The sequence below is a fragment of the uncultured Methanospirillum sp. genome (assembly GCF_963668415.2).
GTDB lineage: Archaea > Halobacteriota > Methanomicrobia > Methanomicrobiales > Methanospirillaceae > Methanospirillum.
In genome coordinates, this window is sequence record NZ_CAXXDL010000001.1 from 1,385,946 (window position 1) to 1,409,214 (window position 23,269).

Here is a 23,269-nt window from a genome sequence, read left to right on the forward strand (position 1 = left end):
AACCGCATATTTTTGCCATTAAATAGGGTAATGGGTGCAATAGCGCGCCGGAGCAGCCATGGCTGCTGATTCGCAGTATGATGAGGTGCTTGCCGGGCTGCAGTACCTCTTTGATCCAGGTCAGATCATCGAGATACGGATTATTTCAGGCGAGGGGATCTCATCAGGATACTATGATGATCTCAAAAAAGCAGCAGCAGATCTCCTTGAACGGGAGAAGGATACCCGTGTATCAGGCACGTATGTCACACTCAACGAGGTGAACCCTGCTCTTCTTGCAAGACGGGCGAACAGGATCAAGTACAGACTTGAGAGAAAGGATGCATCAACCGCAGATGCAGACATCGTGAGAAGACGCTGGCTTCCGATAGACATCGATCCGGTGAGGCCTTCGGGCGTCTCCTCATCTGATGAAGAGCATGAGGCAGCCATCTCGCTTGCTGAGACCATCAGGGCGTTCCTCTCCTCGTGCGAATGGCCAGCGCCACTCATGGCTGATTCAGGCAATGGTGCCCATCTGCTCTATCAGCTGGATCTGATCAACACCAACGAAAGCCGGGATCTCATCAGAAAGGTCCTTGAGCTCCTTGACATCAGATTCTCGAATGCCAGGTGTAAAGTTGATACCGCTAACTTCAATGCTGCACGGATCTGGAAGGTATACGGGACGATATCACGCAAAGGTGATGATCTTCCCACCCGTCCTCACCGGAGATCGCAGGTCCTCTCGATGCCACCAAAAGAGCGGGTTCTCTCTGCAGACGACCTGAACCAGCTCGTACGTATGTACCCGGTTCAGCCATCTGAGCCCACAAAACGGGAAAAGACACGGACACCGGAGGCTATGGCAGCGGTCAGCGAACCGGTCCTTGATCTTGCAAAGTGGCTCACCAGGTACAACCTGACATACACCGCCAAGTCATACCAGGGAGGTACACTGTATGTACTTGACAAATGTCCATTCTCTGATGCACATACAGACGGTGCATTTGCCATTCAATTCGAGAGCGGTGCGATCTTTGCCGGATGTCACCACGACTCATGCGGAAGTGGAATGCAACGATGGCCTGAATTAAGAAAGAGATTTGAACCGCCTCACCGCGATGCAGAGAGGTGGTATGCTCAGCGGAGATCTGAACGGATCAGAGCCAAAAACGAGGCCCAAGGCAGAACCTGTGACGATGACATTCAGGAGGCTCTTGAGGTTCAGAACCGGCAGAATGGGCAAGCAGATCTTGATGACGGAGATACGGGCGATGTTGTCATTGGAAGGATCATAGAGGGCATTACAGAAAGTATTACAGAGAGTATTGCAGAGAGTGAGAGAGGCAAAGCACAGGAGATCCTGTCAAACAGTGATCCACTCGCATACATGCTTGAAACCTTTGGCAGGAGGCATGAAGGCGATCAGCAGGTAGCACAGTGCCTTATCCATTCGCTGATCTCTCGAACCGTGGTAAACAGCAAGGGGCTTCATGTCTCGATATCCGGAGAGTCAGGAAAGGGGAAGTCACACACAATGGATACCATGCGATCACTTATCCCGCCAGAGTTCAGGATTGAAGGACGGATGAGCGACAAGGCCCTCTTTTACATGGAGGATCTCAACCCGGGCACCGTGATCACGCTCGATGATGTGAGCCTTTCAGACCAGATGCAGGAGATCCTGAAAGGAGTGACCACCTCGTTTCAGAAACCGTTTCCGTACCGGACAGTAAACAAAGACAGAAAGCCGCTAACCTGCATCATTCCTGAACGGTGTGTGTGGTGGCTTGCCAAGGTGGAAGGGGTCGGTGATGACCAGGTGTTCAACCGGATGCTCACCTGCTGGATCGATGACACCGACGAGCAGGACCAGCGGGTTCTCATGCGGACCCTTGAACAGGCCGGAGAACTTCCGGGCTCTATCACCGGGACACGTGATGATATTCGGATATGTCACCGGATATGGGAGGCACTTGAGCAGGTCTTTGTTGTCATCCCGTTTGCACTCCGAATCAGGTTCCAGTCAGCAGAGAACAGGCGAAATCCGGACATGCTCCTTGATTTGATCAGAACACATGCAGCGATCTATCAGTTTCAGCGGGAGAAAACCCTCATTAACGGGATATCGTGTGTGGTGGCGACAGTCCGGGACTTTGAGAAGGCAGCAGAACTCTTTGTTGCACTTAATGGAAAGACCGGCGGTCAGGGGACAAAACTGACACGGCGTGAATCAGGGCTTATCGATATCCTCTCAGCATACGGGCAGTCAGAGATTACTATCGCACAGATGCAGCGGGTTTCAGGCTGGTCAAGTAGTTCGGTTGCGAAGCTGCTCCATGGGTACCGGTCATATGGTAAGACCTATTCAGGTCTTCTTGCGAAGTGTCCAGCCATCTCGTATCTTGATCGGACAGTGACGAAGGGAGATGAGGGAAAGACGACGACGCGGCGGACAACGGTGTACCTGTGGGACCAGGATTTGTACAAATCCTGGCTCAAAGGTGGCAGTGTCTGGCTTGCAGCAGAGGATGATAACGGGAATGATTCTCATGATACAACCGATGGCGATCCACAATCCCCGGGAGAGCATGAGAGCCGGAAATGCGATGTATCAGAAGATGATCAGGGTTTTTCATCAGAAAACGCTTCATCAGAATATTGTTCATCAGAATCAGCTGACCCTGGTTGCTCCATCTCATCGATCAATCCAAAGGACTTTGTTTTAATAGACGGGTTTCCTGAACAGAGAACCTGCTCGGTATGTGGGAAGAGGCAGGTGCAGTACAAGGAGCGACGGTCTGCAGCAAGACGGCGGAGTCCGCATGGAAGAAGATGGCTCTGTGTATCTTGCTATCGCCATGCTGTATCCAGGGAGGTAGCGTCTGTCATGGCTCTTCCGGGAGTGATAGATCCTGATGCATTTCTCCACCGGGATGATGGTGGGACCTGTGATCTCTGCGGGATCAGGCCTGCAGTCTGGTCTGATCCAGGAGACCGGACGAGACTGTGTACAGCATGTTATGAACGGGAGAAGCAAAAATCCGGTCCGGGAAAAGCAGGGGGAGGAGTGGTATGAATCAATTTGTGGAGAGGATATCGCGATCAGGGGGATTTGATCTCTGCGGGAGGATCATCCGTGATGAGAAGGATCTGGTGATATTCATCGACGGGATCGGGAGGTTTACCATCCCTCAGGGAATGGTTGCTGCAACCCTGATGGGGCTTGGTGAGAGTAGTATTTCAGGGCCGGTTCCAGGAGTTGCAAGGCTTTCGGAGAGTGGAAGAGGGTTGTACATGACCATTGGTGATGCAGAATACGCGATACCGGCATCACGGGTCAGGGCTGTGCTGTCAGGAGAGCATCGAAAAGGACCGGTGAGCAGGGTGAAGGAGACGAGAGAAGGATCATAGTTCGTTAATCATCCATCATCATCCATCTATTTTCGCATTCAGGACTTTCGAGATGAATGTTCTGACACCCGGAGCAGAGCGGGTGACATTTTTAGAGTCAGGACATCAAGGTCCCTGTTCTGCTATACAATGCAAATAGTGCGTTGACCAACATTGTATAGAGGACGCTGATGAAGCACAAGCAGACCATAACCCTCTCCAAAGAGAGACGGGATGTCATGATATCAGAGATAAAGAATTATTATTCCACCGAACGTGACGAGGTCATCGGGGAGCTTGCAGCAGGTATGATTCTGGATTTCTTTATGGACAAGCTGGCCCCTGAAGTCTACAATCAGGGCGTATATGATTCACACAAGTACATTGCAGAGGCTGCTGAAGACCTTCTCTCTATCCTGAAATAATCCGGTCACCGGTGACCTCTTCTGCTCAGGTCGGGAGGGCGGGAAAAAGGGAGAAGGATCTTCGTTAGGGCGGGAGGTCCCGACCTATGAAATCCGGGTTATACCGAGTTAATCCTCATTTGTACAGATATAAATAGAATACTAATTCTTAGGGCGGGAGAATAGGTGCATAGGGTTTTGTGAGTTCCGGGTCAGAGGAGTGTCTGTGAGTGACAGACTCCCGACCTCCCGCCCCAAGGGGTATTAGAGAGTGCAGATTGGCTGAAAGAGAGAATAGAGGAGATTTTTCAGGTCGGAATGGATCCGACGTGAGGAGGGGGGTTGATGACCGAATAGCAGAGTTGGTATTAGATCTACAAATTCAAAGGCGATATCTTTGTGTACATAGGTCCCTCCATATCTCCCAGCCTTGGATATTAAACCGGTTGCTCCGGTTTTTTCAATCCATTGCGTTGGAGTCAGGGTAAAACTATTGAGACCTGCCTACTTCCTAAACCCGTCGAATTTCACGGGATTAAAATCAGGGTTGTTGAGTTGTTCCCAAATTCCAAGATACTCGATAGTATTTCTGTTTCGAATCCAGTTTCTGTCAGAAGCAGGTTTAAAAAGTTGTTATATTGCTATTCCTAGCAATAATCCTTCAAACCTATTCGGCAGTTTCGTTGTTGTCTGTTTCCAAACCGGAATATTTCCCCCGGGCCACTGTTATAATCCGGTTTTTCTCAATGGTGTCAATGCTTTTCGCATTTCTGACCGTGAGTCGTACTGAATATTTCCCCGGCCATTTATAGGTATGAACAGGATTCTGAAGTGTGGATGTTTTCGCATCACCAAAGAGCCATACCCATTGTGAGGGTGATCCGGTCGAGGTATCAGTAAATTGAACAGTCAGTGGCGTCTTACCGGTTGTCTGGTTTACGGTGAAATCAGCATGGACTTTTGTTCCGGATAATTTCGTGTGAAGATACAGGGTGTGGTCAGCGGCTATGTTTTTGAATGTATAGTCATGATGACCTCCAAGAACCACCGGAACTCCATCAACGGTGACATTCCCGATATCTGCCCCCATGATAGTATGCATGGTAAAGGTAGCCTGTGATCCTGATTTGACCCTGACAGGTCCGGGAGGAGTGATGAATCCGTATTGATCAGACCGGGTTGTGATCGTGTAAAATTTCTTGTCATCATTCGTGACAGAAAATGCATCTTTTTTCAATCCAGACATCCGGGTCGTGAGGTTGGTGACCCATACATCGTATGACCCAACCGGGGCATTTTTCAGATCAAGCCCTGTAACCTGGAGATTGTTCCCGGAACGTGTTGCAATGCGGGTAAGGTTACCGGTTCCATTCTTTACGAGATCAATCTGCTCATTTCCATAGAAATTCTCACCGGTAATGATGAGCGTGACCACACTATTTCTGGGAGCAGATGATGGTGTAACTCCCAAAACCACCGGACCCAGAAGGGTTTGTGTGTACTCTGCCCGGATCTGATGATGTGAGGATATGTTTGTGAAGGTGTATGTTGCGATCTGTCCTATGCTCACATTATCAACAAAGGCACCTGATATCTGGTATCCCCGGTCAGGGTTCATGGTACAGGTCAGGTTGGATCCTGCAAGTACCGGGATCAGACCAGATGGACTGATAGTTCCACCAGATGAAGAAGTGGCATTGATGGTGTAGTTGACTGCACCATTTACAGCAAATTCTGCAACAATGGTATGATTAGATGTTATATTGGTGAACGTGTATGTGCTGAGCACTCCTGCACTTGTGTTATCGATGAAAACACCTGATATGTGATATCCCTGGTCCGGATTTATTAAACAGGTCTGGTTCGATCCTGCCAGGACCTGGATCATGCCTGATGGGCTGATGTTCCCGCCTGCAGAAGAGGAGGCGTTGATAGTATACATCGCAGGGTTTATGCTAAATGTTACATTTTCGCTGCTCAGCCATTTATCCTGCTGAACAATAACCTGCCAGGGGCCGGGTTGTACCAGGGGCGGAAGTGTGAAATTACCGGTAATACAGTCTGCGGATCTGATGGTTACATCGGATGCACTGATGTTGGTGCCTGAACGTGAGAGGTATATCCCGGTATTTTGTGCAGAAGTGTTGAAGATTCCTGAAAGGTTTGTTGCAATATCCTCTCCCTGGGTTCCTGATGAAGGCTGTATTGCGTATATCACCGGATTAGTGAAGACAGAGTCTGTCCTGAAGGATACAATTCCGCCCTGTCCTGCTCCTGCTGAGTTGTTTGCCGAGGACTGATAATACCAGGTTGTTCCTGGATCAAGACCGGTAACCAGAGTGCTGAAGTTTCCAGTTTCATTGAGTGTAACCGGGGATGTGTATGCCGAAAGGTTCTCCTGGGTTTTTCCATACCTGAAGAATACCGAACAGTTTTCTCCGCCTGTACCGGTCAGATTACCTGTGAGAAGGGCTGACCGGGTTGAAACATTTTCTGCCTGAAGTGTTGTGACCGTAGGAGCGGAAATTTCGCGGGATATTGTAAAGGTGACGTTCCCCTCACTAACTTTCCCATCCTGGATGACAGCAACCTGCCAGGGGCCAGTCTGTGCATCTGACGGTATTGAGAGATTTCCGGTGATCGTTCCTGTAGACTCCATAGAAACACCGGTTGCCGGGATGGTAACTCCTGAATTGGTGATTATCACGCTCGTATTGGCTGCCTGAAGGTTAAATGTCCCCGAAAGGTTCTCAATCCTGGTGGTCTTTCCGCAATACCCTGCAGATGGTTCAATCCCGGTAATGGTGAGTGTTGATTCTTCGTGTGCATACTTCTCTGCCGAGTAGATCTCCAGGGTTGAAGAGTTGAACCATACGTTTCTATCTGTTGAATTGAACGTCACTCCTGTCGGGAGCAGGTTCCAGTTGGTGATGTCATATACAACCGATCCCGATTCATTGAATATCTTCAGGTTGAATGGATCCGGACCCTGGATACTATCAAGCGAGATATGTACCGGATACGGGCCTGTGCCTGTCGCTGTTATCACGGTACTTCCTGAGGTGATCTGGTTTGACGAACTATCCGAGGTTCCGAATTTACCAAGAGCTCCGATGACTGATGCCGGATTTGTAACAGTTATGCTATATCCTGAAGCCTGGTTGAGGTTTATTCCATACCCGGTTTTCCCCTGTACTGTGGTATTTGCGATGCTGACTGCTCCATATCCTGCACTACTTGTTCCGGTCAGGAATATTCCATTTACTCCACCAACAATGCCTGATTTACCAACACTCCGGGTTTGTTCCCGGTATGGCCTGCCGGCTGTGCTGCTGACGATTGGACCAAGCGTGCATCCGGGACAGGATACATTGATGATCGCTCCTCCCTGGCCATATATTCCATACTCCTGGCCGGTGATCGATGAATCAGTGGCAGTAACATTTACCCGGCTGCCACCCCATGCACTGATTCCACTGTTCCGGTCAGATCCAGTTCCAGAATCAGTACCGGTTCCGTTGATGTGAATGGTGTTTCCACTGATGGCAAGGGTTGCTGTCTTTCCATTGAGTTCGATTCCGCTGAACGGTCCGGAAATATTCACTCCTGCTCCGCCATCTCCGGTAATGGTAACTGCCGAACTTCGTGATGTTGTCTGCTGAAGGAGACCAAGACCGTATCCTGAGTTTAATTTTCCGGTCAGGGTCGTTCCCCAGTTGTCATTGATACCGCTTCCCGAATACGTTGTCAGATACGGGTCCGGATTATTGGTCCCGATGATATCGAGATTTGATCCATCGACATGGACTGCAGGAACATTCTGTCCTACTACGTTTACATCGACCAGTTTGACCCCGGTGTATCCTGAAGTGACTTTAATTCCTGCTGCCCCGGTTTCTGCCAGGGTGAGCGGGGCATATATGTTGGTGATACTGTTTACCGGTCTCTGGTCAGCATTGGGTGCTGTGGAGAGATCCACTCCGCTGATCCTGACATTTGATGCCTGCACCAAGATCCCGAACTGGGCTTTGGTGGTGAAACTCTTTTTTAGGTGGAATTCTGTCGGGTATTGCGTGGTTCCGGCAAGGGTGATCTTGTAATACGAGTTATTGACTCCTCCAAAGTCACACCATCCGTATCCCCGGGATTTGAGATACTGGCCGTCAAAGGTGTTCATCGCTGAAGGATCGATGACAAACGGTGTGTTCCCGGGGTTTGCAGCAGTGACGGTGAATCCGTTTGCAAGGATTCCTGACTGACCGTCAGGATTTGTAACTATGATATTCCATTGTCCGGCAGCTTTTCCGGTGAGGGGAAGAGTACAGGTGATCTGGGATGAAGAGACAACCTGCACGTTCGTTGCGGTTATGTTTGGCTGTCCAGTCCGGGTGAGATTGACGGTTGCACTGGTGTTGAAGTTCTCTCCAGAAAGGTTGGTTATAGATACTGATCCGGTGTTCACGCCGGTGTTTGGAGTTATGGCGGTGACGAATGGAGGGCAGGCGATATAGGTATTCATAATGCTATTTTTGCCGTATGCAGTGGCCACGGAACAGTTATATGGAAATATTATGAAACCATTTAGCAGGGTTCCGGTCTTGTTATCAAAGTTCTGCACCGTTACATTCCAGGATCCCGATTCTGCATCGGTGGTATTTATGAAGCAGGAAATATCTGAGGAAGATATCAATTTAACATCAGTTGCCGTTATTGGGGTTTGATTACCTTTAGACAGGATTGCGTTCATCTTTGTCGCATACGATTCTCTGAAATTTCTTCCAGTAATATTGACCTGGATTGGATATGCATTATCTCCAAAAGCAGGTATAACATGGGAGACATTTGGTGCTGGATGGTTATAGATCCAGTTGACTCCATCGATGTCATCCTGGGAGAGGGTGGTTCGATTTCCGTATATTCCACACATGACCTTACCGGTATCCTGAGGAAATCCGTTAAGGTCCCCATAAAGGTCGCCCAAACCAAACCAATGGCCCATTTCATGAGTTGTCACAGCCTGGAGATTACAAATATGATCCCCTGGGGATCCTGATATAATATACGAATAATTCGAATTAAACTCGGTATCTGCTTCAATGAGTCGGTCTCCAATATTTAGATCATAAACTTTGACGGTATGTGCGTTCGCAATTGGGTTATCCATAAAATCTAATGGAGGTCCCATACTGAGTACACTTACCCCATCACCTGATATAGGTCCGAGGTTTGTCGTCCCATTATACCTGAAGATAGGCTGTGGGATTACATCATTCCAGGTTTGAGCTGCTGATTGTATCGCGTCGGCTGTCCCAGTGAGATTGAATGAAATCTCATTGATATCGTAATTTATTGGGAGTGAATTACTATACCAGAATTCTTTGTTGTATGAGAAAGGGACTGAGAATGAATGGTTTCCACTCGTTTCCCCGTTTTTTGAAATTATGTAAAAATATCCACTACTGGCAGATACACGTTTTGAACTTGTGTTTCGTGGTGGATCTGTCCAATATCCTCCAATTGGTATCCTTACTCTGATTCAGGTGTCTGTCCAATCAAGAATATCATCAATATTAAAGACAGCCTGAATCCCGGAAGCTAAATAATCGGGGTTTAATCTCTGATAAAAGAAAGCAACATTCCCTTTATCACTCCCAAAACCTGTTCCGTTGATGCTTATTTCAGTGTTTGTTCCTACACTTGCTGTATCCGAAGAGACGCTGGTGATAAGAGAATTAAAGGGTGTTATTTTTAGGTAGTTTTTTTTTGAGTTGGTTTTGGAGTTCTCTCAGGAACAGAAATAGCATGTAGTATTTCAGAGATTTGGGATTTCAATTCGGTGAGATTGCTTCGAGATGACTCATCATTTGGATCCACACTTTCTGAATATAATAGATGATATCTCCCGTTTTTATCTACATTAATAAAGTACACAAGGGTCAAATTTTGACCGATCCCCCACTCCCAATCTGCTACTACTCTTCCTGCCCCACCATGTGCGGCTGCCTGGACCGGATCGTTAATCGTACCTCCTAATATGTATATTGGAATATACGATCCTACAGTAAAGTTTAAAGAAGAGTTTTGTTTTATTATATCCTGAACATATATCTGATTAGTTGTTATCATCCCAATATCACTCCACTTTGTCTCATTTAGGGACGATGTTCCATATACAATAAGATCAGAAACATTAGCAAACCAAGGTAATTTGTCCAGTGGTTCAGGCCCGAATGTTTGAGTACCCGTAACAATACAACATGCTATACTAATGAGAACACCAAAAACTATCCAAATAATCTTCGAATTCATCTCAATCCTCCCTTCTGTCAACCGATCATAATATCCGAAATAGTACCACCACTAACAAATCGATAATTAAGAGGTCTCATGAATGTGGTTCACGAGTTCCATTAAGAATTTACTTCGTTTGATGTTTCAATACAAGAAGTAAAATCCCTATTAAAACACATAATCACCTTTTTCTTGGTGCCCTCTCTCCTATCATCAAACAGTAATCTTTCCCGGTTTACTTAAAAATTCAATTTAAGTAATTGCCGGTTGTCTGTAAAGTAAATTAATCTTTCGAATTTGATTCAGATTGTAAGGTTTATTGTACAAGTATAGTTTTTTTTGGCATCGCGTTCAGGTTAAATCAATCACTAATTTGATTGAACATATTGTACTTCATATTAGGGATAAATATGGTTCATTTCCAGGTTTTTATTAGCCCTTAAATTGAATTATCCCCTATCTTCTTTGATTATTGTTGAAATGGATGAGTATAATATTAGATCTTATTTTATTCAAAAAGGTCTTTCCGGGAGAGATCTCTTATCAATCATCACTCTGTTTTGTACCTTCTCTCAAATCCTGTATAGATTATCCAGTCAGGAATATTCCATTTATTCCACCAACAATACCTGATTTACCAGCACTCTGGGCTTGTTCCCGGTATGGCCTGCCGGCTGTGCTGCTGACGATTGGACCAAGAGTACATCCCGGACAGGATACATTGATGATTGCTCCTCCCTGTCCGTATATTCCATACTCCTGGCCGGTGATTGATGAATCAGTGGCAGTAACATTTACCCGGCTTCCACCCCATGCACTGATTTCGCTGTTCCGGTCAGAACCGGTTCCTGATTCGGTCCCGGCCCCGTTGATGTGGATGGTGTTTCCACTAATGGCAAGGGTTGCCGTCTTTCCATTGAGTTCGATTCCGCTGAACGGTCCGGAAATATTCACTCCTGCTCCGCCATCTCCGGTAATGGTAACTGCCGAACTTCGTGATGTTGTCTGCTGAAGGAGACCAAGACCGTATCCTGAGTTTAATTTTCCGGTCAGGGTCGTTCCCCAGTTGTCATTGATACCGCTTCCCGAATACGTTGTCAGATACGGGTCCGGATTATTGGTCCCGATGATATCGAGATTTGATCCATCGACATGGACTGCAGGAACATTCTGTCCTACTACATTTACATCGACCAGTTTGACCCCGGTGTATCCGGAAGAGACTTTAATTCCTGCTGCTCCGGTTTCTGCCAGGGTGAGCGGGGCATATATGTTGGTGATACTGTTTACCGGTCTCTGGTCAGCATTGGGTGCTGTGGAGAGATCCACTCCGCTGATCCTGACATTTGATGCCTGCACCAAGATCCCGAACTGGGCTTTGGTGGTGAAACTCTTTTTTAGGTGGAATTCAGTTGGGAATTGCGATGTTCCGGCAAGGGTGATCTTGTAATACGAGTTATTGACTCCTCCAAAGTCACACCATCCGTATCCCCGGGATTTGAGATACTGGCCGTCAAAGGTGTTCATCGCTGAAGGATCGATGACAAACGGTGTGTTCCCGGGGTTTGCAGCAGTGACGGTGAATCCGTTTGCAAGGATTCCTGACTGACCGTCAGGATTTGTGACAACGATATTCCATTGTCCGGCAGCTTTTCCGGTGAGAGGAAAAGTGCAGGTGATCTGGGATGAAGAGACAACCTGCACGTTTGTTGCGGTTATGTTTGGTTGTCCGGTCCGGGTGAGATTGACGGTTGCACTGGTGATGAAATTTGCTCCCGTGAGGTTGGTTATAGATACCGATCCGGTGTTCACCCCGGTGTTTGGAGAGATGGCGGTAACAAACGGTGGGCATTCAGGGTAGTAATAAAGGATCCCATTCTTCAGGTAGGTACGACCTGATGATGTTTTACATATGTAAGGAGTAACAATAAACCCATTCGTGAGGGTTCCAGTCTGACCGTCAGGGTTTTGAACGGTTAGATTCCAGGATCCAGCTTCGGCATCCGTAATGTTCAAAGTGCAGATTATTGTCGTTGGAGATACCACGGTGATATTTGTTGCATTGATAACTGGCAGGCTGTTTCTTGAAAGAAAAACTCTGGCATTAGGCTCAAAATTATTGCCGAAAAGGTTAGATATTGTAATTGGTTCGATGTTTTCTCCGGTACTTGGAGTGATACTGGTGATAGTGGGACCTGGATATAGGGAGTAATATGCTCTTGAAGCATTTGCCAGTCCAGATCCGAATGCATTATAATCTGTTCTCGGATCAGCACTGTTCAGGATTGCAGTTCTAATTTCGGATGCAGTTTTGGATGGGTCTTTACTCCATAACAAAGCAGCAATTCCAACGATATGAGGGGCGGCCGCACACGTTCCTGCGAAATTTGTTGTAAACCCCCCGGCACCTGATACAGATATTCTGTCTACACCGGTGATATCAGGTTTGTTCCGATTTTCATTTGTTGGATACCGGATAGTAACCGGTCCCCTCGAGGAATAGGATTCTATCGTATACGGAGTATTATTCGCTGCAGCTCCAACAGATATTTCTCCAGATGCCCTCGCATGGTCAAGGACAGAATCATTGGCAATGAGGTTATTCCTTAATACGTTTGCATTAACATCACCCCGCACGAATAATTTAAGGGTTCTATCCTGTACATCCTGATTTAATTTTTCAATATCTAAACGAACTTGTCTGCTTATTAGAGTATGACCGGTTATCATTTCATAAGGATGTTGGTCATCTCCCCCGTTTTGAGGGTTTTGACTATATCCTATAATACTATCATCTATATCCAAGAGATAGAGATTATAGTCGTTTGTTGGATGATCCCATGGATCATCCCATTGGAGATAAACATTAAATATACCATCTGGACTGCAATTGACATATATGTAAGGATAGTCTTGATCAGTGTATAATGCTGGATAACTTCCGGTTAAAAAACTATGTTGCAGGGTATTATTCGTTTGAGGGACAAACATTCCCTGATAATGTTTATTTGCATAATTACCTGCAGAGGTGACAAATATGATATTATTATTTTCTGAATACGAATTTATTAATTGGGAGATATTCCCATCTTCAAATGAAGGCTCATCAACAGCAGTATAATCATCATAGATGACATTACAACCCATCTGAACCAATTTATTAATGGCTTTTTCATGGACGCTGTACTATTCACTGCATAAAAAAAAAGAGATGCATTTGGCGCGATATTATGAATGATCTCTGCCGTTGCTGTACCCTCATCACCCTGACCTTCAGACAATATATTACTCGGGAGAGTGGATGGCAGGTCACCAGATTGTATTGCATCAGATACATGATTCATCCCGTCTGACATGATGCCAATAGAAATTCCTTTTCCATCCGGACCGGTTGGGAGTTCTAATACATTTTTTGAATGGAGAGTAGCATTCCCCTGGGTTTCTACTGAACCTATATTAAATAAACCAAGACTTAATTCGTCAATTATCGATACTTCAGATAAATTTGCTATTTCTTTAATCTTTGATACTTCTACCCAAGCATTTAACGTTCTCCCCTCTTCATCTCTGGAATGTTCCTGATATATATAGGGATCGAGGATATGGGTGGAATTCCCAGAATACACCTTTATTTGCAAAAGAACCATATCTGGAGTCTTTTTTATAGTCGTCCCTTCCTGATAAGTAGCAGGTTTAAAAATATCAGACATCTGAAATTGTACAAAAAAAACATCAGACAAATTTTTAGAGGTTATTTGAAGCGACATCAAATAAAGAATATTGGGAGATATTTTTTGTTCTTCATGGGTGAGATTCGACCTGTTTTGTCTTATCGCAAGAAAAAAGTCCCTGGTTTCGTTCATTTGCTTAAGAGTTTCAGGGCTGTAACTTGGATGAGTTTTAACTGGTTCTCCGGTTAAAATACCTCCATCCTGATAAACATCTGTGTTGTATGCGGCAACCGGATTAAACATTCTTCCAATGATGAAGAAGACTAGTATTAAAAATATTAGATTACTTTTGAAGCGTCTTTTCCGTTGGGTTTGAATATAATTATTCATGTTAGATCCTCATTTAATCCATAATACCGTGAACATTCTCTATCATTTTAACACAATCTTAATGACAATTCCATCATGAGTTACTTTGGTTGGTGTATTCAATATAAAAAGTTAAATCCCTATTAAAACACCGAATCGCATTTTATTCATAATACCCTCTATCAATAATTAAGCAACAATTTTTTGCAGTTCACTTAAATATTTAGTTTAAGTAATTGGCAATTTTCTGTAAAGTAAATTAATCTTTCGAATTTGATTCAGATTGTCTATTATATTGTACAAGTATAGTTTTTTTGGCATTGCGTTTAGGTTAAATTCATCATTCATTTGATTGAACTTATTGAGTCTCATATTTGGAATAATATTGGTCATTTTCAGGTTCTTGTTAGCCCTGATATTGAACTATCCCCTATCTTCTTTGATTATTATTGAAATGGATGAGTATAATATTAGATATTATTTTATTCAACAAGGTCTTTCCGGGAGAGATCTCTTATCAATCATCACTCTGTTTGTACGTTCTTTCAAACCCTATATAGATTATCCAGTCAGGAATGTTCCATTTACTCCACCAACAATGCCTGATTTACCAGCACTCCGGCTTGTTCCCGGTATGGTCTGCCAGCAGTGCTGCTGACGATTGGAACGAGGGTGCATACGGGACAGGATACATTGATGATCGCTCCTCCCTGGCCGGTGATGGATGAATCAGTGGCAGTAACATTTACCCAGCTTCCACCCCATGCACTGATTCCGCTGTTCCGGTCAGAACCGGTTCCTGACTCGGTCCCGGTCCCGTTGATGTGAATGGTGTTTCCACTGATGGCAAGGGTTGCTGTCTTTCCATTCAGTTCGATTCCGCTGAACGGTCCGGAAATATTCACTCCTGCTCCGCCATCTCCGGTAATGGTAACTACTGCGAAGAGGTCTGTTGAAGGAGACCAAGACCGTATCCTGAGCTTAATTTCCCGGTCAGAGTCGTTCCCCAGTTATCATTGATACCGTTTCCCGAATACGTTGTCAGGTACGGATCCGGGTTATTGGTTCCGATGATATCGAGATTTGATCCCTCAACGTGAACTGCAGGAACATTCTGTCCTACTACGTTTACATCGACCAGTTTGACCCCGGTGTATCCTGAAGTGACCTTGATTCCTGCTGCTCCTGTTTCTGCCAGGGTGAGCGGGGCATATATGTTAGTGATACTGTTTACCGGTCTCTGGTCAGCATTGGGTGTTGTGGAGAGATCCACTCCGCTGACCCTGACATTTGATGCCTGGACCAGGATCCCGAACTGTGCTTTGGTGGTGAAACTTTTCTTGAGGTGGAATTCAGTTGGGAATTGCGTGGTCCCGGCAAGGGTAATCTTGTAATACGAGTTATTGACTCCTCCAAAGTCACACCATCCGAATCCCCGGGATTTGAGATACTGGCCGTCAAAGGTGTTCATCGCTGAAGGATCGATGACAAACGGTGTGTTCCCGGGGTTTGCAGCAGTGACGGTGAATCCGTTTGCAAGGATTCCTGACTGATCATCATAATTTGTTACTGTTACATTCCATAAACCCGGTTCTGCACAGTTATCGGAAAGGAATAGGTGATGTGTGAAGATGAAATGTTCGTGTCATTAGTATTCATTAACACAGTATGTGCAATAGTTTCAGGGATATTCGTAAAATCTGGATTAGATCTAATGGATATTACATTTAAACCATCTCTAATAAATTCAGTTCTTGTTGATTCACCCACAACTTGAAAAATTACATCTCCTGGAGGTATTTTTCTGCAAATGAGATAAGCCCTGTCCGGATAGTTGGAAACATATGCGTTTTTCCGATCATTTCATCAAGGCCGGCACGCTCTAACATATCCAGAAGGACCCCGTTTGCCCCGGCGATACCGATAGTAATCCCCTGCTCCTTCAGATCCAGGTACATTTCCCTGAATGCGTCCGCTGCGGTTGAATCAAAATCCAAAATCGCGGTTGCATCAAGAAGGAGGTACGTAACCGGTTCTTCTGATCGCTCAATGGCCTGGTTTATATCTGACACAAAAAAAGCTGCGTTTGCGAAAAACAGAGGTGCATCAAATCTGTATATGAGTAGTCCGGGAAAGAAGAATTGTTCCCCGTCCGAGGAAACGGCATGGAATCCGTCCACCCCTTCACAAATACCCAGAATTGAGGTGTGAGGCCGGTAAATCCGCTTGATGAACTCAAGAAGCGAGAACCCGACTGCAAGTGCAACACCCTGTATTAATCCGAATGCAAGCACTCCGACGAGGGTGAGAATTGACAGGACAAACTCACTTCGCCTTGTGTGGTAAATACTCCGGAATTCATCGATGTCAATAAGACTGTACCCGGCAACGATGACAATCGCTCCCAGGGCGACCAGGGGAAGATTACGTAAGACTGACGTAAAAAAGAGTAAAAATACAACTACCAGCCCTGCTGCAATCAACCCTGACAATTGACTTTTATTGCGGGACCCATCATTTACTGCTGTTTTTGTCTGGCTTGCTCCGACGGTAAAGCCCTGAAACAGACCGGTGCAGATGTTGGCTGCTCCAAAAGCGATGAGTTCTTTGCTTGAATCCAGCCGGTAATGATGTTTTCTAGAGAAAACCCGCCCGGTCAGGGTACCATCAGTAAAGAGAATTACTGAAATTGCTATCGCTGCCGGAACCAGTATCTGAAGATCAGAGAGCGTAATCATCGGAATCTGAAAAGATGGCAGGCCGGTTTCGATCTCTCCCACTACTTTAATACCATAACTCTGGAGGTTGTATATCGTTGAAACGATGATCGAACCAATAACGACAATCAGGGGGGCGGGAAGTCCGGGTGTGAAACGCCGCATCAGCAGGAGAATAATCAGAATGACGATTCCAATCTCAAAGGTGAGGATATGAGTATGGTCTATTTCAGAGAGCACTTCCATGAATTTGTCTGTGATCTCCACGCTCGAGATACTCAGGCCAAACATCTTGCCCAGCTGGCTGATGATTACGACAATGGAAGTGCCGGTGATATACCCGGTAAGAATGGGTTTTGAAAAAAAATCAGATACAAATCCCAGTCGAAGCCGGCCTGCAACAATACAGATAATGCCGATAATGAGGGCTAATGTGGCAGCAAGATATGTATACCTGGTATAATCTCCCAGTGCCAGAGGTGCAACGGTTGTTGCAAGAAGGATTGCAGTTGTTGATTCAGGTCCGATAATGATCTGCTTTGACTGGGTAAAGAGTGCATACACAAGCATTGCAACAAAACCAGCATATAACCCTATAACCGGGTTAAATCCGGCTAGTTCTCCATATGCCAGGTTTGACGGGATAAGAACTGCAAATACAACAACTCCGGCAACAAGGTCATACCGAAGCCACTCACGGTTATAGGAAAGAAGACTATACAGCCCGGGCATATATAACTGAATAATAGTGCGGGCAGAAAATTCCGGGGTATTACTTTCTGTCGGGCTGGTTTTTCGGGTAATTGTGATTCACCTTCATGTGATCAATTTACAGAATAGCAGGATCAATGCTTTCCATTGGATGTACGAGTACTAAAAGAATGATGGTACATCCTGGCACTCCTCCATTTACATATTTCACTTGTCTTTTTGTTTCTGCCTCTTGTCGCTGATCACATCATGGATGAGCCATAGATGAGGAAGATCATAGGTGATGAGATCTGAAATATGGCAGACGCTTTAAATGCTTTTCTCGTGCTGATGTATAAAGATTGTTCCAATCTGAAAGCACTCAAACTTTTGCATGAAAAACATTTCAACGGTCTCGCCTGGGGCCCCAAATGAGCCCCATTGGGGTTTTGGAAGCTCCGGGTGAGGCGTTTGTATGGGAGAACAGGATTCCCAGCCTCCCGCACGAAGGGAAATCAGTGATTGAGAAGGGTCTTAAAGAAGGATCAGATGAGATTTCTCAGGTTGGATAGGATCCGACACGGGAGATGGTTACAGGGTAAGCGGGTGGAAATTGGAGATCATCGAAATTCTCTCTACGCGTATCATTCACAGTTCATGTACATCCAACAAGATTCAGCAGGGTGAAGGTCAGCCTGTTCAACTCATCTCCACCCTGACAACAGTTTTTGAAGACGTTTTTAGCGAACGGTGGAAGGAAAAATAACCATCAGGTAGATCAGACCGGGGGATTTCTATGGAGAGGAGTCTATAACTTCTGCAAACGCGTATGCAGAAGGTAACGCGTTTGATGATCTCATCATCTATTCCATTGACTCTGAAGACTTCACAACCAGTTTGGTAGAGAGTCCCACCGTAACACTCGCAGGTATTCATGCATTGTCAGGGACAACACGACAGTCAGGTTACTGTTGATCGATGAATCAGGATAATTTCAACATATCAATGATGAATAGTTCAGAATGGCCAGAATTAAGACATTTTTATGTCTCTTCGCTGACGATTCCATGGCCTGAAGATACCGGACCCGGATTTGTTGACCTGTATGAAATTGATATGGTACAAATCTCCAGGAACTCATCTCACTTTCTTCCGTATCTTTCTCAGAAAGAGCATGCAAGAGCAGAAAAAATGGTTAATCCAGAAAACAGAGCGTTTTCTGTCTGCTCGTATGGATTAAGGAGAGAGATTCTTTCAAGATACCTGAATATCAACCCCGTATCTATCAGTTTTCATGAAAACATCTATGGAAAACCGGATATCAATAATCAAAATCCTGATACCGTATCCTTTAATGCTTCCCACTCAAAAGACCGCCTTATTATCGGGATATCAATGAACCGGGAGATTGGAGTTGATATTCAGGTAATTGACGATACTGTTCAGGTCAACAAGATAGCAGAACGGCTATTTTCAAAAAATGACCTGGATTGCCTTATTCAGAACACGAATGACTCTCTCCGAACATTTTATCGTATCTGGACAGCAAGGGAGGCATATTCCAAGGCAGTGGGTATGGGCTTTTCATTGCCTTATCTGGATTATCCGGATTTTTCAAACCTCAATGAGAGTGCTGTGATATTCGGCGGAGAAAGAGTATGGTACCTCTTCCGGATTGCAGAGATGGGTGAGTACGAGTGCTGTGTTATCGTGAGCGATATCAATAATCGTGATTTACATGAGGCTCCGGATTCACTACTATCCAGGATATGAATTCATTAGCCCTCTCTTGGTATTCTTCATGAACACCACTCTCTGAATAGGTTGACTCATTCAGGGATCATTCGAAGGTGATCAGATCACATCAGTAAAAAAGAAAACCGGGAATGCCGATAATGACACACCCCTTTTCCCGGATTACCGCTGTGGCCGTACCGTCTTCACAAACGTTGGTTTTCTCACGATTGCAGACCCATGGTTGTTCTCAACCTCGAGGGTGATCGTGTACCTTCCGATCCCGTTGTACGTGTGAACCGGATTCTGCAGTGTCGAGTACGATCCGTCCCCAAGGTTCCATCTCCATTTCGTCGGATACCCGGTTGAGAGATCGATAAACCGGACCGTGAGCGGCGGAACACCGGTCACATTGACTGTCGTGAAGTTGGCTGTCAGAGTGACCGGGATCACTCCGGGCCTGACCAGCGGTGCGGTGTCATTCGCCCCGGAAAAGACCGGATACGGAGTCGTGACATACCCGTTCGGGTTTACAGGCTGCAGGTCAGACCAGCCGGTCCCGTTCGGGTTGCTCCAGTAGTTACCGGCAAGATACGGGCCGCCGACCACGCTGGTTCCTGGCTGCGGGCCGGCAGGGTTAGTCCAGGTAAACTGGCCTGTATCCCCCTCTCCGTCAACATTCTTCAGGTTTCCGAAGTAGTTGTTGTATACCGATCCATTCCCACTGTTGCTCGTGATATCCAGGTATATTCCCGCATCAGTATTGTTTTGAAGCGTATTTCCGGTGACGGATGCGTTACCAGCTGACAGGAAGATCCCACCGGACCCGGTATTCGAGATGGTGTTCTGCGATATGACCGTATCAGACCCGTCTGCCACAATTCCACCGATGGTATTTCCCACAATCTCGTTTTGAGAGACCACGGTGGTACCTCCTTCATACCCGATACCAAGGAGCCGGTTCGTGTTCACGATGTTTTTTGTTATGACCGAACTGTTCCCACCTGATAGGATACCCACCCAGTTGTTGCTTGCATTGTTCCCGGTAATGGAAGCAGCATCCCCTGTGACATATATCCCCATGAACATGTTGGTACCCACCGTATTCCCCCTGATCACGGTCCCGGTACCGGACGATTCGATACCAGAAAACACGTTGTCAGATACATGGTTTTCGGCAACGATAGCACCAGTTCCGGTTATGTTTATCCCTCTCTGGTTCCCGGATATCACGTTTCTGTTGATCTCATGGCCAAAACCATCAGAAAAAATACCGGACTTTGAGTTATTTACAAGGACATTGTCGGTGACAGATGCAGACCCATACGAGAGATCGATTCCCGTGGTGGAGTTCTGCACAGTATTGTGAGCGACGATAGTATCCCAGCCCCAGACAGATATTCCAGTGCGGGTCGCATTCCTGATGATATTACCTGTTACGGTGTTATTACCCCCCATTATGCCCAGAGTAATACGCCCATCGTCTACGGTATTGTCTACAATCTTCGAATTTGAATTGAATGAGTACATGCCTACATGTTCCGTTGCATGTACAGTATTGCCCGTTATCGTTGAGTTACCGCCAACAACTCCTATCCCCTCGTAGTTTCCAGACACCTGATTCCATGAAACTGTGGAGTTTTCACCCCGCATAATGATACCGACATCTGAACTCTTCGTGACGGTGTTTTCGGATATAATTGAGTTATTTCCCGATGCATTAACACCCTCCGGATTGGTATCCAGTGAATTGTTCCTGATACCTGTTCTCAGACCGAGAGAGTAAATGCCCCTTTTTTCACTGCCGGAGATCGTATTGCCTGATATGATGGCGTCATCACCATATGACCAGATTCCATCGTACTTGTTTGAAGAGATGACATTGTCAGCGATCACAACCCCTTCGTCGGTTGTATCGATACCCCCTCCATTATTCAGGATGGTATTGTTCCTGATTTCACTCTTCGATCCGAGAATCAACAGTGATCCATACGTGTTGTTCTCGACGACATTGTTCCTGATACTGATATTCGTGCATTCATAGGTTACTATTCCAGTGTTCTGGTTGCCATAGATAGCCGAATCATGTATGGAGGAGTGTGATCCGAATGTTAATATGCCACCAATTGTATTACCAGTCGCAGTGATCCCGGTAATGAGCGTTGAGTTGCCATTCGTCTGAACCCCGAACTCATTGTTGGTAAAAGAACTGTTCCTGATCGTCACATCTACTCCGGTACTGTTGAGGCCACGGTTAAACCCGGAGATTCTGGAGACGTTAGCGATGGAAATGCTTGAGTTCATGAGCATTATCCCGGTTCCGGTTCCGGTTCCCGTGATGGTATGACCGTTCCCATCCAGATAGACATCTGGAGCAGTAATGGTGATGACAAAGGGATTCATCGCAGATATATCAGATCCCGGGGTGTAGGTTCCAGGACCATAGATCCAGTAATCGGTATCAGTACCAGGATACTGGTATGCGTACCCGCAGCCCGTCGGGCTTGGAGTGACAGGGACCAGTACTACGGCATCGCCCTGGGCTTTCATTCCGGTCTCTGCAAGCCCTGCCTTTGAGGATTGAACCTGTTCGATCTCAGCGGCAGTCAGGCGTGAGAGCGGGACAGGTTCCTCTGGTCCTGAAGGCAGTACCTGGCTGATCCCGGTATGATGCTCCTCTCCGGTGATATGGTGATCATCAACATCTGATTTACTCATGTGGGAATCGTTTGATCCCGATGGTAACACGATTGAGGCGATACTATCATCGCGTACCTCGAATCCTGCCGCACTGATCCCCTCTTCTATCGGCCCGGGAAGAGCCCCACACGGAAGAGAACAGATTACAAGAACAAACACAGCAACAATGAGAGTGCCCTGAAACTTCATCAGAAACACCTGCAATCCGGCATTATGGATTCAGGGTGAGGTTGCGCTCCAGGCGATCCGGATATGAGACCTGAATCATTGGTATTCCGATCAGGGAAGGCATCGTCTGATCCCGTTGAGTTCATGGTAAACCCGGGTGAAACGATCAGGTTTCGTTCCGGTTTCACGATAGTCAAGTCAGTTTTCCAGTAATTTTTCCCCAAAAATATCTCCATCTCTTCCCCACCTTGTACATCTACATCCACCAGGTACAATTGGAAGGCTTTTATTTTTGAGTTATTATTAATGTTCTGATATGATATTCGTATACCAATCACGGCATCCTAATTTGAGGAGACAAAGATGTGAATATTTACTTGTTTAAGATTTTAACAGGAGTATGACTAGAATTATTGCGTAAGTACGAGCAATTATACACGTATGGTCCAGCATGATTTTTTCACGACCACATATTCCCTCATCTATTTCATATCAATAGCAGTTTTTTGCTGGCTTCTGATCTGGACCAAGAAGATCAGGAATAACCCTGCCATTTTTCCTTTTAAAACCCTTATGGTTTTGTTCATCATCTGGGCATTAGACTATTCCCTTTTTTCCTTTGCTCAAAAACTGGAGGAATGGATAGTTCTTGAGCAGATTGCATATCTGTCCTATACATTAATTCCGGTTTTCTGCTTCATTCTGGCCTGGCAATATACAGATCATAAGGACTTTTTCAAAAGCCGATGGGCCATTCTTCCCTTTATCATTCCGGCCATCACTCTCTTTTTCACCTGGGTACCCCAGTTTCAGCATCTCCTCATGCATGATTTTTTTATCAATACCCAGGGTCTGATGCCTTCATTAGATTATCAATACGGTATCTGGGCTTACATTCATCATATTAACGGTGCAATTTTTGAAGTCGGAAGCCTCCTTCTTCTTATTAATACACTTTATTTCTACCCTAAACGGCACCAAAAAGGGAATATATGTCTCATCATAGGAATCTTCATCCTTGCCTTATGGAATCTCATTTATCTGACTGGATTCATCCCCCCCTGGGCATTCAATCTTCCAGTTCCTTTTCTTCTGATCGGGTTTTTTTTCGCCCTTGCAATCTTCAGATATCATTCCCTCGATTTTCTTC

14 protein-coding genes and 1 pseudogene are annotated in these 23,269 nt (G+C 45.7%); 7 read left to right on the plus strand and 8 right to left on the minus strand.

Annotation, left to right across the window (positions count from 1 at the left end):
* Positions 1 to 58: 58 nt before the first annotated feature.
* The 3 genes from ACHZA2_RS06375 (at position 59) to ACHZA2_RS06385 (ending at position 3,800) form a co-directional block, all read left to right on the plus strand.
* Positions 59 to 3,061, plus strand: coding sequence for a hypothetical protein (locus ACHZA2_RS06375; protein ID WP_319579010.1), 3,003 nt, complete (start codon positions 59 to 61; stop codon positions 3,059 to 3,061).
* Positions 3,058 to 3,396: a hypothetical protein gene (locus ACHZA2_RS06380; protein ID WP_319579011.1), complete on the plus strand. Its 339-nt coding sequence runs from the start codon at positions 3,058 to 3,060 to the stop codon at positions 3,394 to 3,396. Before ACHZA2_RS06375 ends, ACHZA2_RS06380 begins: the two co-directional genes overlap by 4 nt.
* A gap of 170 nt (positions 3,397 to 3,566) precedes the next feature.
* Positions 3,567 to 3,800, plus strand: coding sequence for a DUF2164 domain-containing protein (locus tag ACHZA2_RS06385; RefSeq protein ID WP_319579012.1), 234 nt, complete (start codon positions 3,567 to 3,569; stop codon positions 3,798 to 3,800).
* A gap of 646 nt (positions 3,801 to 4,446) precedes the next feature.
* Here the strand turns inward: ACHZA2_RS06385 and ACHZA2_RS06390 are convergent.
* The 6 genes from ACHZA2_RS06390 to ACHZA2_RS06415 all read right to left on the minus strand — a co-directional run bounded on the left by ACHZA2_RS06390 (position 4,447) and on the right by ACHZA2_RS06415 (position 15,581).
* The gene (locus ACHZA2_RS06390) at positions 4,447 to 8,706 is read right to left on the minus strand and encodes a PKD domain-containing protein (protein ID WP_324292165.1); all 4,260 of its coding nucleotides are present in this window, start codon (positions 8,704 to 8,706) and stop codon (positions 4,447 to 4,449) included.
* 821 nt (positions 8,707 to 9,527) lie between these two features.
* Positions 9,528 to 10,088, minus strand: a complete 561-nt coding sequence (locus ACHZA2_RS06395) for a hypothetical protein (RefSeq protein WP_319579014.1) — start codon at positions 10,086 to 10,088, stop codon at positions 9,528 to 9,530.
* 570 nt (positions 10,089 to 10,658) lie between these two features.
* Positions 10,659 to 12,707, minus strand: coding sequence for a S8 family serine peptidase (locus ACHZA2_RS06400; RefSeq protein WP_324292166.1), 2,049 nt, complete (start codon positions 12,705 to 12,707; stop codon positions 10,659 to 10,661).
* Between the two features lie 431 nt (positions 12,708 to 13,138).
* On the minus strand, positions 13,139 to 14,131 hold the full coding sequence (locus ACHZA2_RS06405) for a hypothetical protein (RefSeq protein WP_319579016.1): 993 nt from the start codon (positions 14,129 to 14,131) through the stop codon (positions 13,139 to 13,141).
* 563 nt (positions 14,132 to 14,694) lie between these two features.
* Entirely contained in the window at positions 14,695 to 15,015 is a 321-nt protein-coding gene (locus tag ACHZA2_RS06410; RefSeq protein ID WP_319579017.1) for a hypothetical protein, read from the minus strand.
* Between the two features lie 29 nt (positions 15,016 to 15,044).
* The gene (locus ACHZA2_RS06415; protein WP_319579018.1) at positions 15,045 to 15,581 is read right to left on the minus strand and encodes a hypothetical protein; all 537 of its coding nucleotides are present in this window, start codon (positions 15,579 to 15,581) and stop codon (positions 15,045 to 15,047) included.
* Between the two features lie 150 nt (positions 15,582 to 15,731).
* Here ACHZA2_RS06415 and ACHZA2_RS06420 point away from each other — a divergent pair, with 150 nt between their 5' ends.
* Positions 15,732 to 15,887, plus strand: coding sequence for a hypothetical protein (locus ACHZA2_RS06420; RefSeq protein ID WP_319579019.1), 156 nt, complete (start codon positions 15,732 to 15,734; stop codon positions 15,885 to 15,887).
* Positions 15,888 to 15,891: 4 nt separating this feature from the next.
* Here the strand turns inward: ACHZA2_RS06420 and ACHZA2_RS06425 are convergent, their stop codons facing one another.
* Positions 15,892 to 17,559: a sulfate permease gene (locus ACHZA2_RS06425; RefSeq protein ID WP_319579020.1), complete on the minus strand. Its 1,668-nt coding sequence runs from the start codon at positions 17,557 to 17,559 to the stop codon at positions 15,892 to 15,894.
* Between the two features lie 571 nt (positions 17,560 to 18,130).
* On the opposite strand from ACHZA2_RS06425, the gene ACHZA2_RS06430 reads away from it, so the two are divergent.
* Both ACHZA2_RS06430 and ACHZA2_RS06435 read left to right on the plus strand, forming a co-directional pair.
* The gene (locus ACHZA2_RS06430) at positions 18,131 to 18,283 is read left to right on the plus strand and encodes a hypothetical protein (protein ID WP_319579021.1); all 153 of its coding nucleotides are present in this window, start codon (positions 18,131 to 18,133) and stop codon (positions 18,281 to 18,283) included.
* A gap of 212 nt (positions 18,284 to 18,495) precedes the next feature.
* Positions 18,496 to 19,290, plus strand: coding sequence for a 4'-phosphopantetheinyl transferase family protein (locus ACHZA2_RS06435; RefSeq protein ID WP_394698508.1), 795 nt, complete (start codon positions 18,496 to 18,498; stop codon positions 19,288 to 19,290).
* Positions 19,291 to 19,434: 144 nt separating this feature from the next.
* Here the strand turns inward: ACHZA2_RS06435 and ACHZA2_RS06440 are convergent, their stop codons facing one another.
* Positions 19,435 to 22,140: a right-handed parallel beta-helix repeat-containing protein gene (locus tag ACHZA2_RS06440; RefSeq protein WP_319579023.1), complete on the minus strand. Its 2,706-nt coding sequence runs from the start codon at positions 22,138 to 22,140 to the stop codon at positions 19,435 to 19,437.
* A gap of 420 nt (positions 22,141 to 22,560) precedes the next feature.
* On the opposite strand from ACHZA2_RS06440, the pseudogene ACHZA2_RS06445 reads away from it, so the two are divergent.
* A pseudogene (locus tag ACHZA2_RS06445) lies at positions 22,561 to 23,259 on the plus strand (histidine kinase N-terminal 7TM domain-containing protein); the annotation flags it as partial.
* Positions 23,260 to 23,269 lie beyond the last annotated feature (10 nt).

Coding starts and splice junctions, on each gene's coding strand:
- ACHZA2_RS06420 (WP_319579019.1), top strand. CDS start 15,732: ATGTGTGAAGATGAAATGTTCGTGTCATTAGTATTCATTAACACAGTA.
- ACHZA2_RS06425 (WP_319579020.1), bottom strand. CDS start 17,559: ATGCCCGGGCTGTATAGTCTTCTTTCCTATAACCGTGAGTGGCTTCGG.
- ACHZA2_RS06390 (WP_324292165.1), bottom strand. CDS start 8,706: ATGTGTGGAATATACGGAAATCGAACCACCCTCTCCCAGGATGACATC.
- ACHZA2_RS06415 (WP_319579018.1), bottom strand. CDS start 15,581: ATGAACACCTTTGACGGCCAGTATCTCAAATCCCGGGGATTCGGATGG.
- ACHZA2_RS06380 (WP_319579011.1), top strand. CDS start 3,058: ATGAATCAATTTGTGGAGAGGATATCGCGATCAGGGGGATTTGATCTC.
- ACHZA2_RS06435 (WP_394698508.1), top strand. CDS start 18,496: ATGAATCAGGATAATTTCAACATATCAATGATGAATAGTTCAGAATGG.
- ACHZA2_RS06385 (WP_319579012.1), top strand. CDS start 3,567: ATGAAGCACAAGCAGACCATAACCCTCTCCAAAGAGAGACGGGATGTC.
- ACHZA2_RS06440 (WP_319579023.1), bottom strand. CDS start 22,140: ATGAAGTTTCAGGGCACTCTCATTGTTGCTGTGTTTGTTCTTGTAATC.
- ACHZA2_RS06405 (WP_319579016.1), bottom strand. CDS start 14,131: ATGAATAATTATATTCAAACCCAACGGAAAAGACGCTTCAAAAGTAAT.
- ACHZA2_RS06395 (WP_319579014.1), bottom strand. CDS start 10,088: ATGAATTCGAAGATTATTTGGATAGTTTTTGGTGTTCTCATTAGTATA.
- ACHZA2_RS06375 (WP_319579010.1), top strand. CDS start 59: ATGGCTGCTGATTCGCAGTATGATGAGGTGCTTGCCGGGCTGCAGTAC.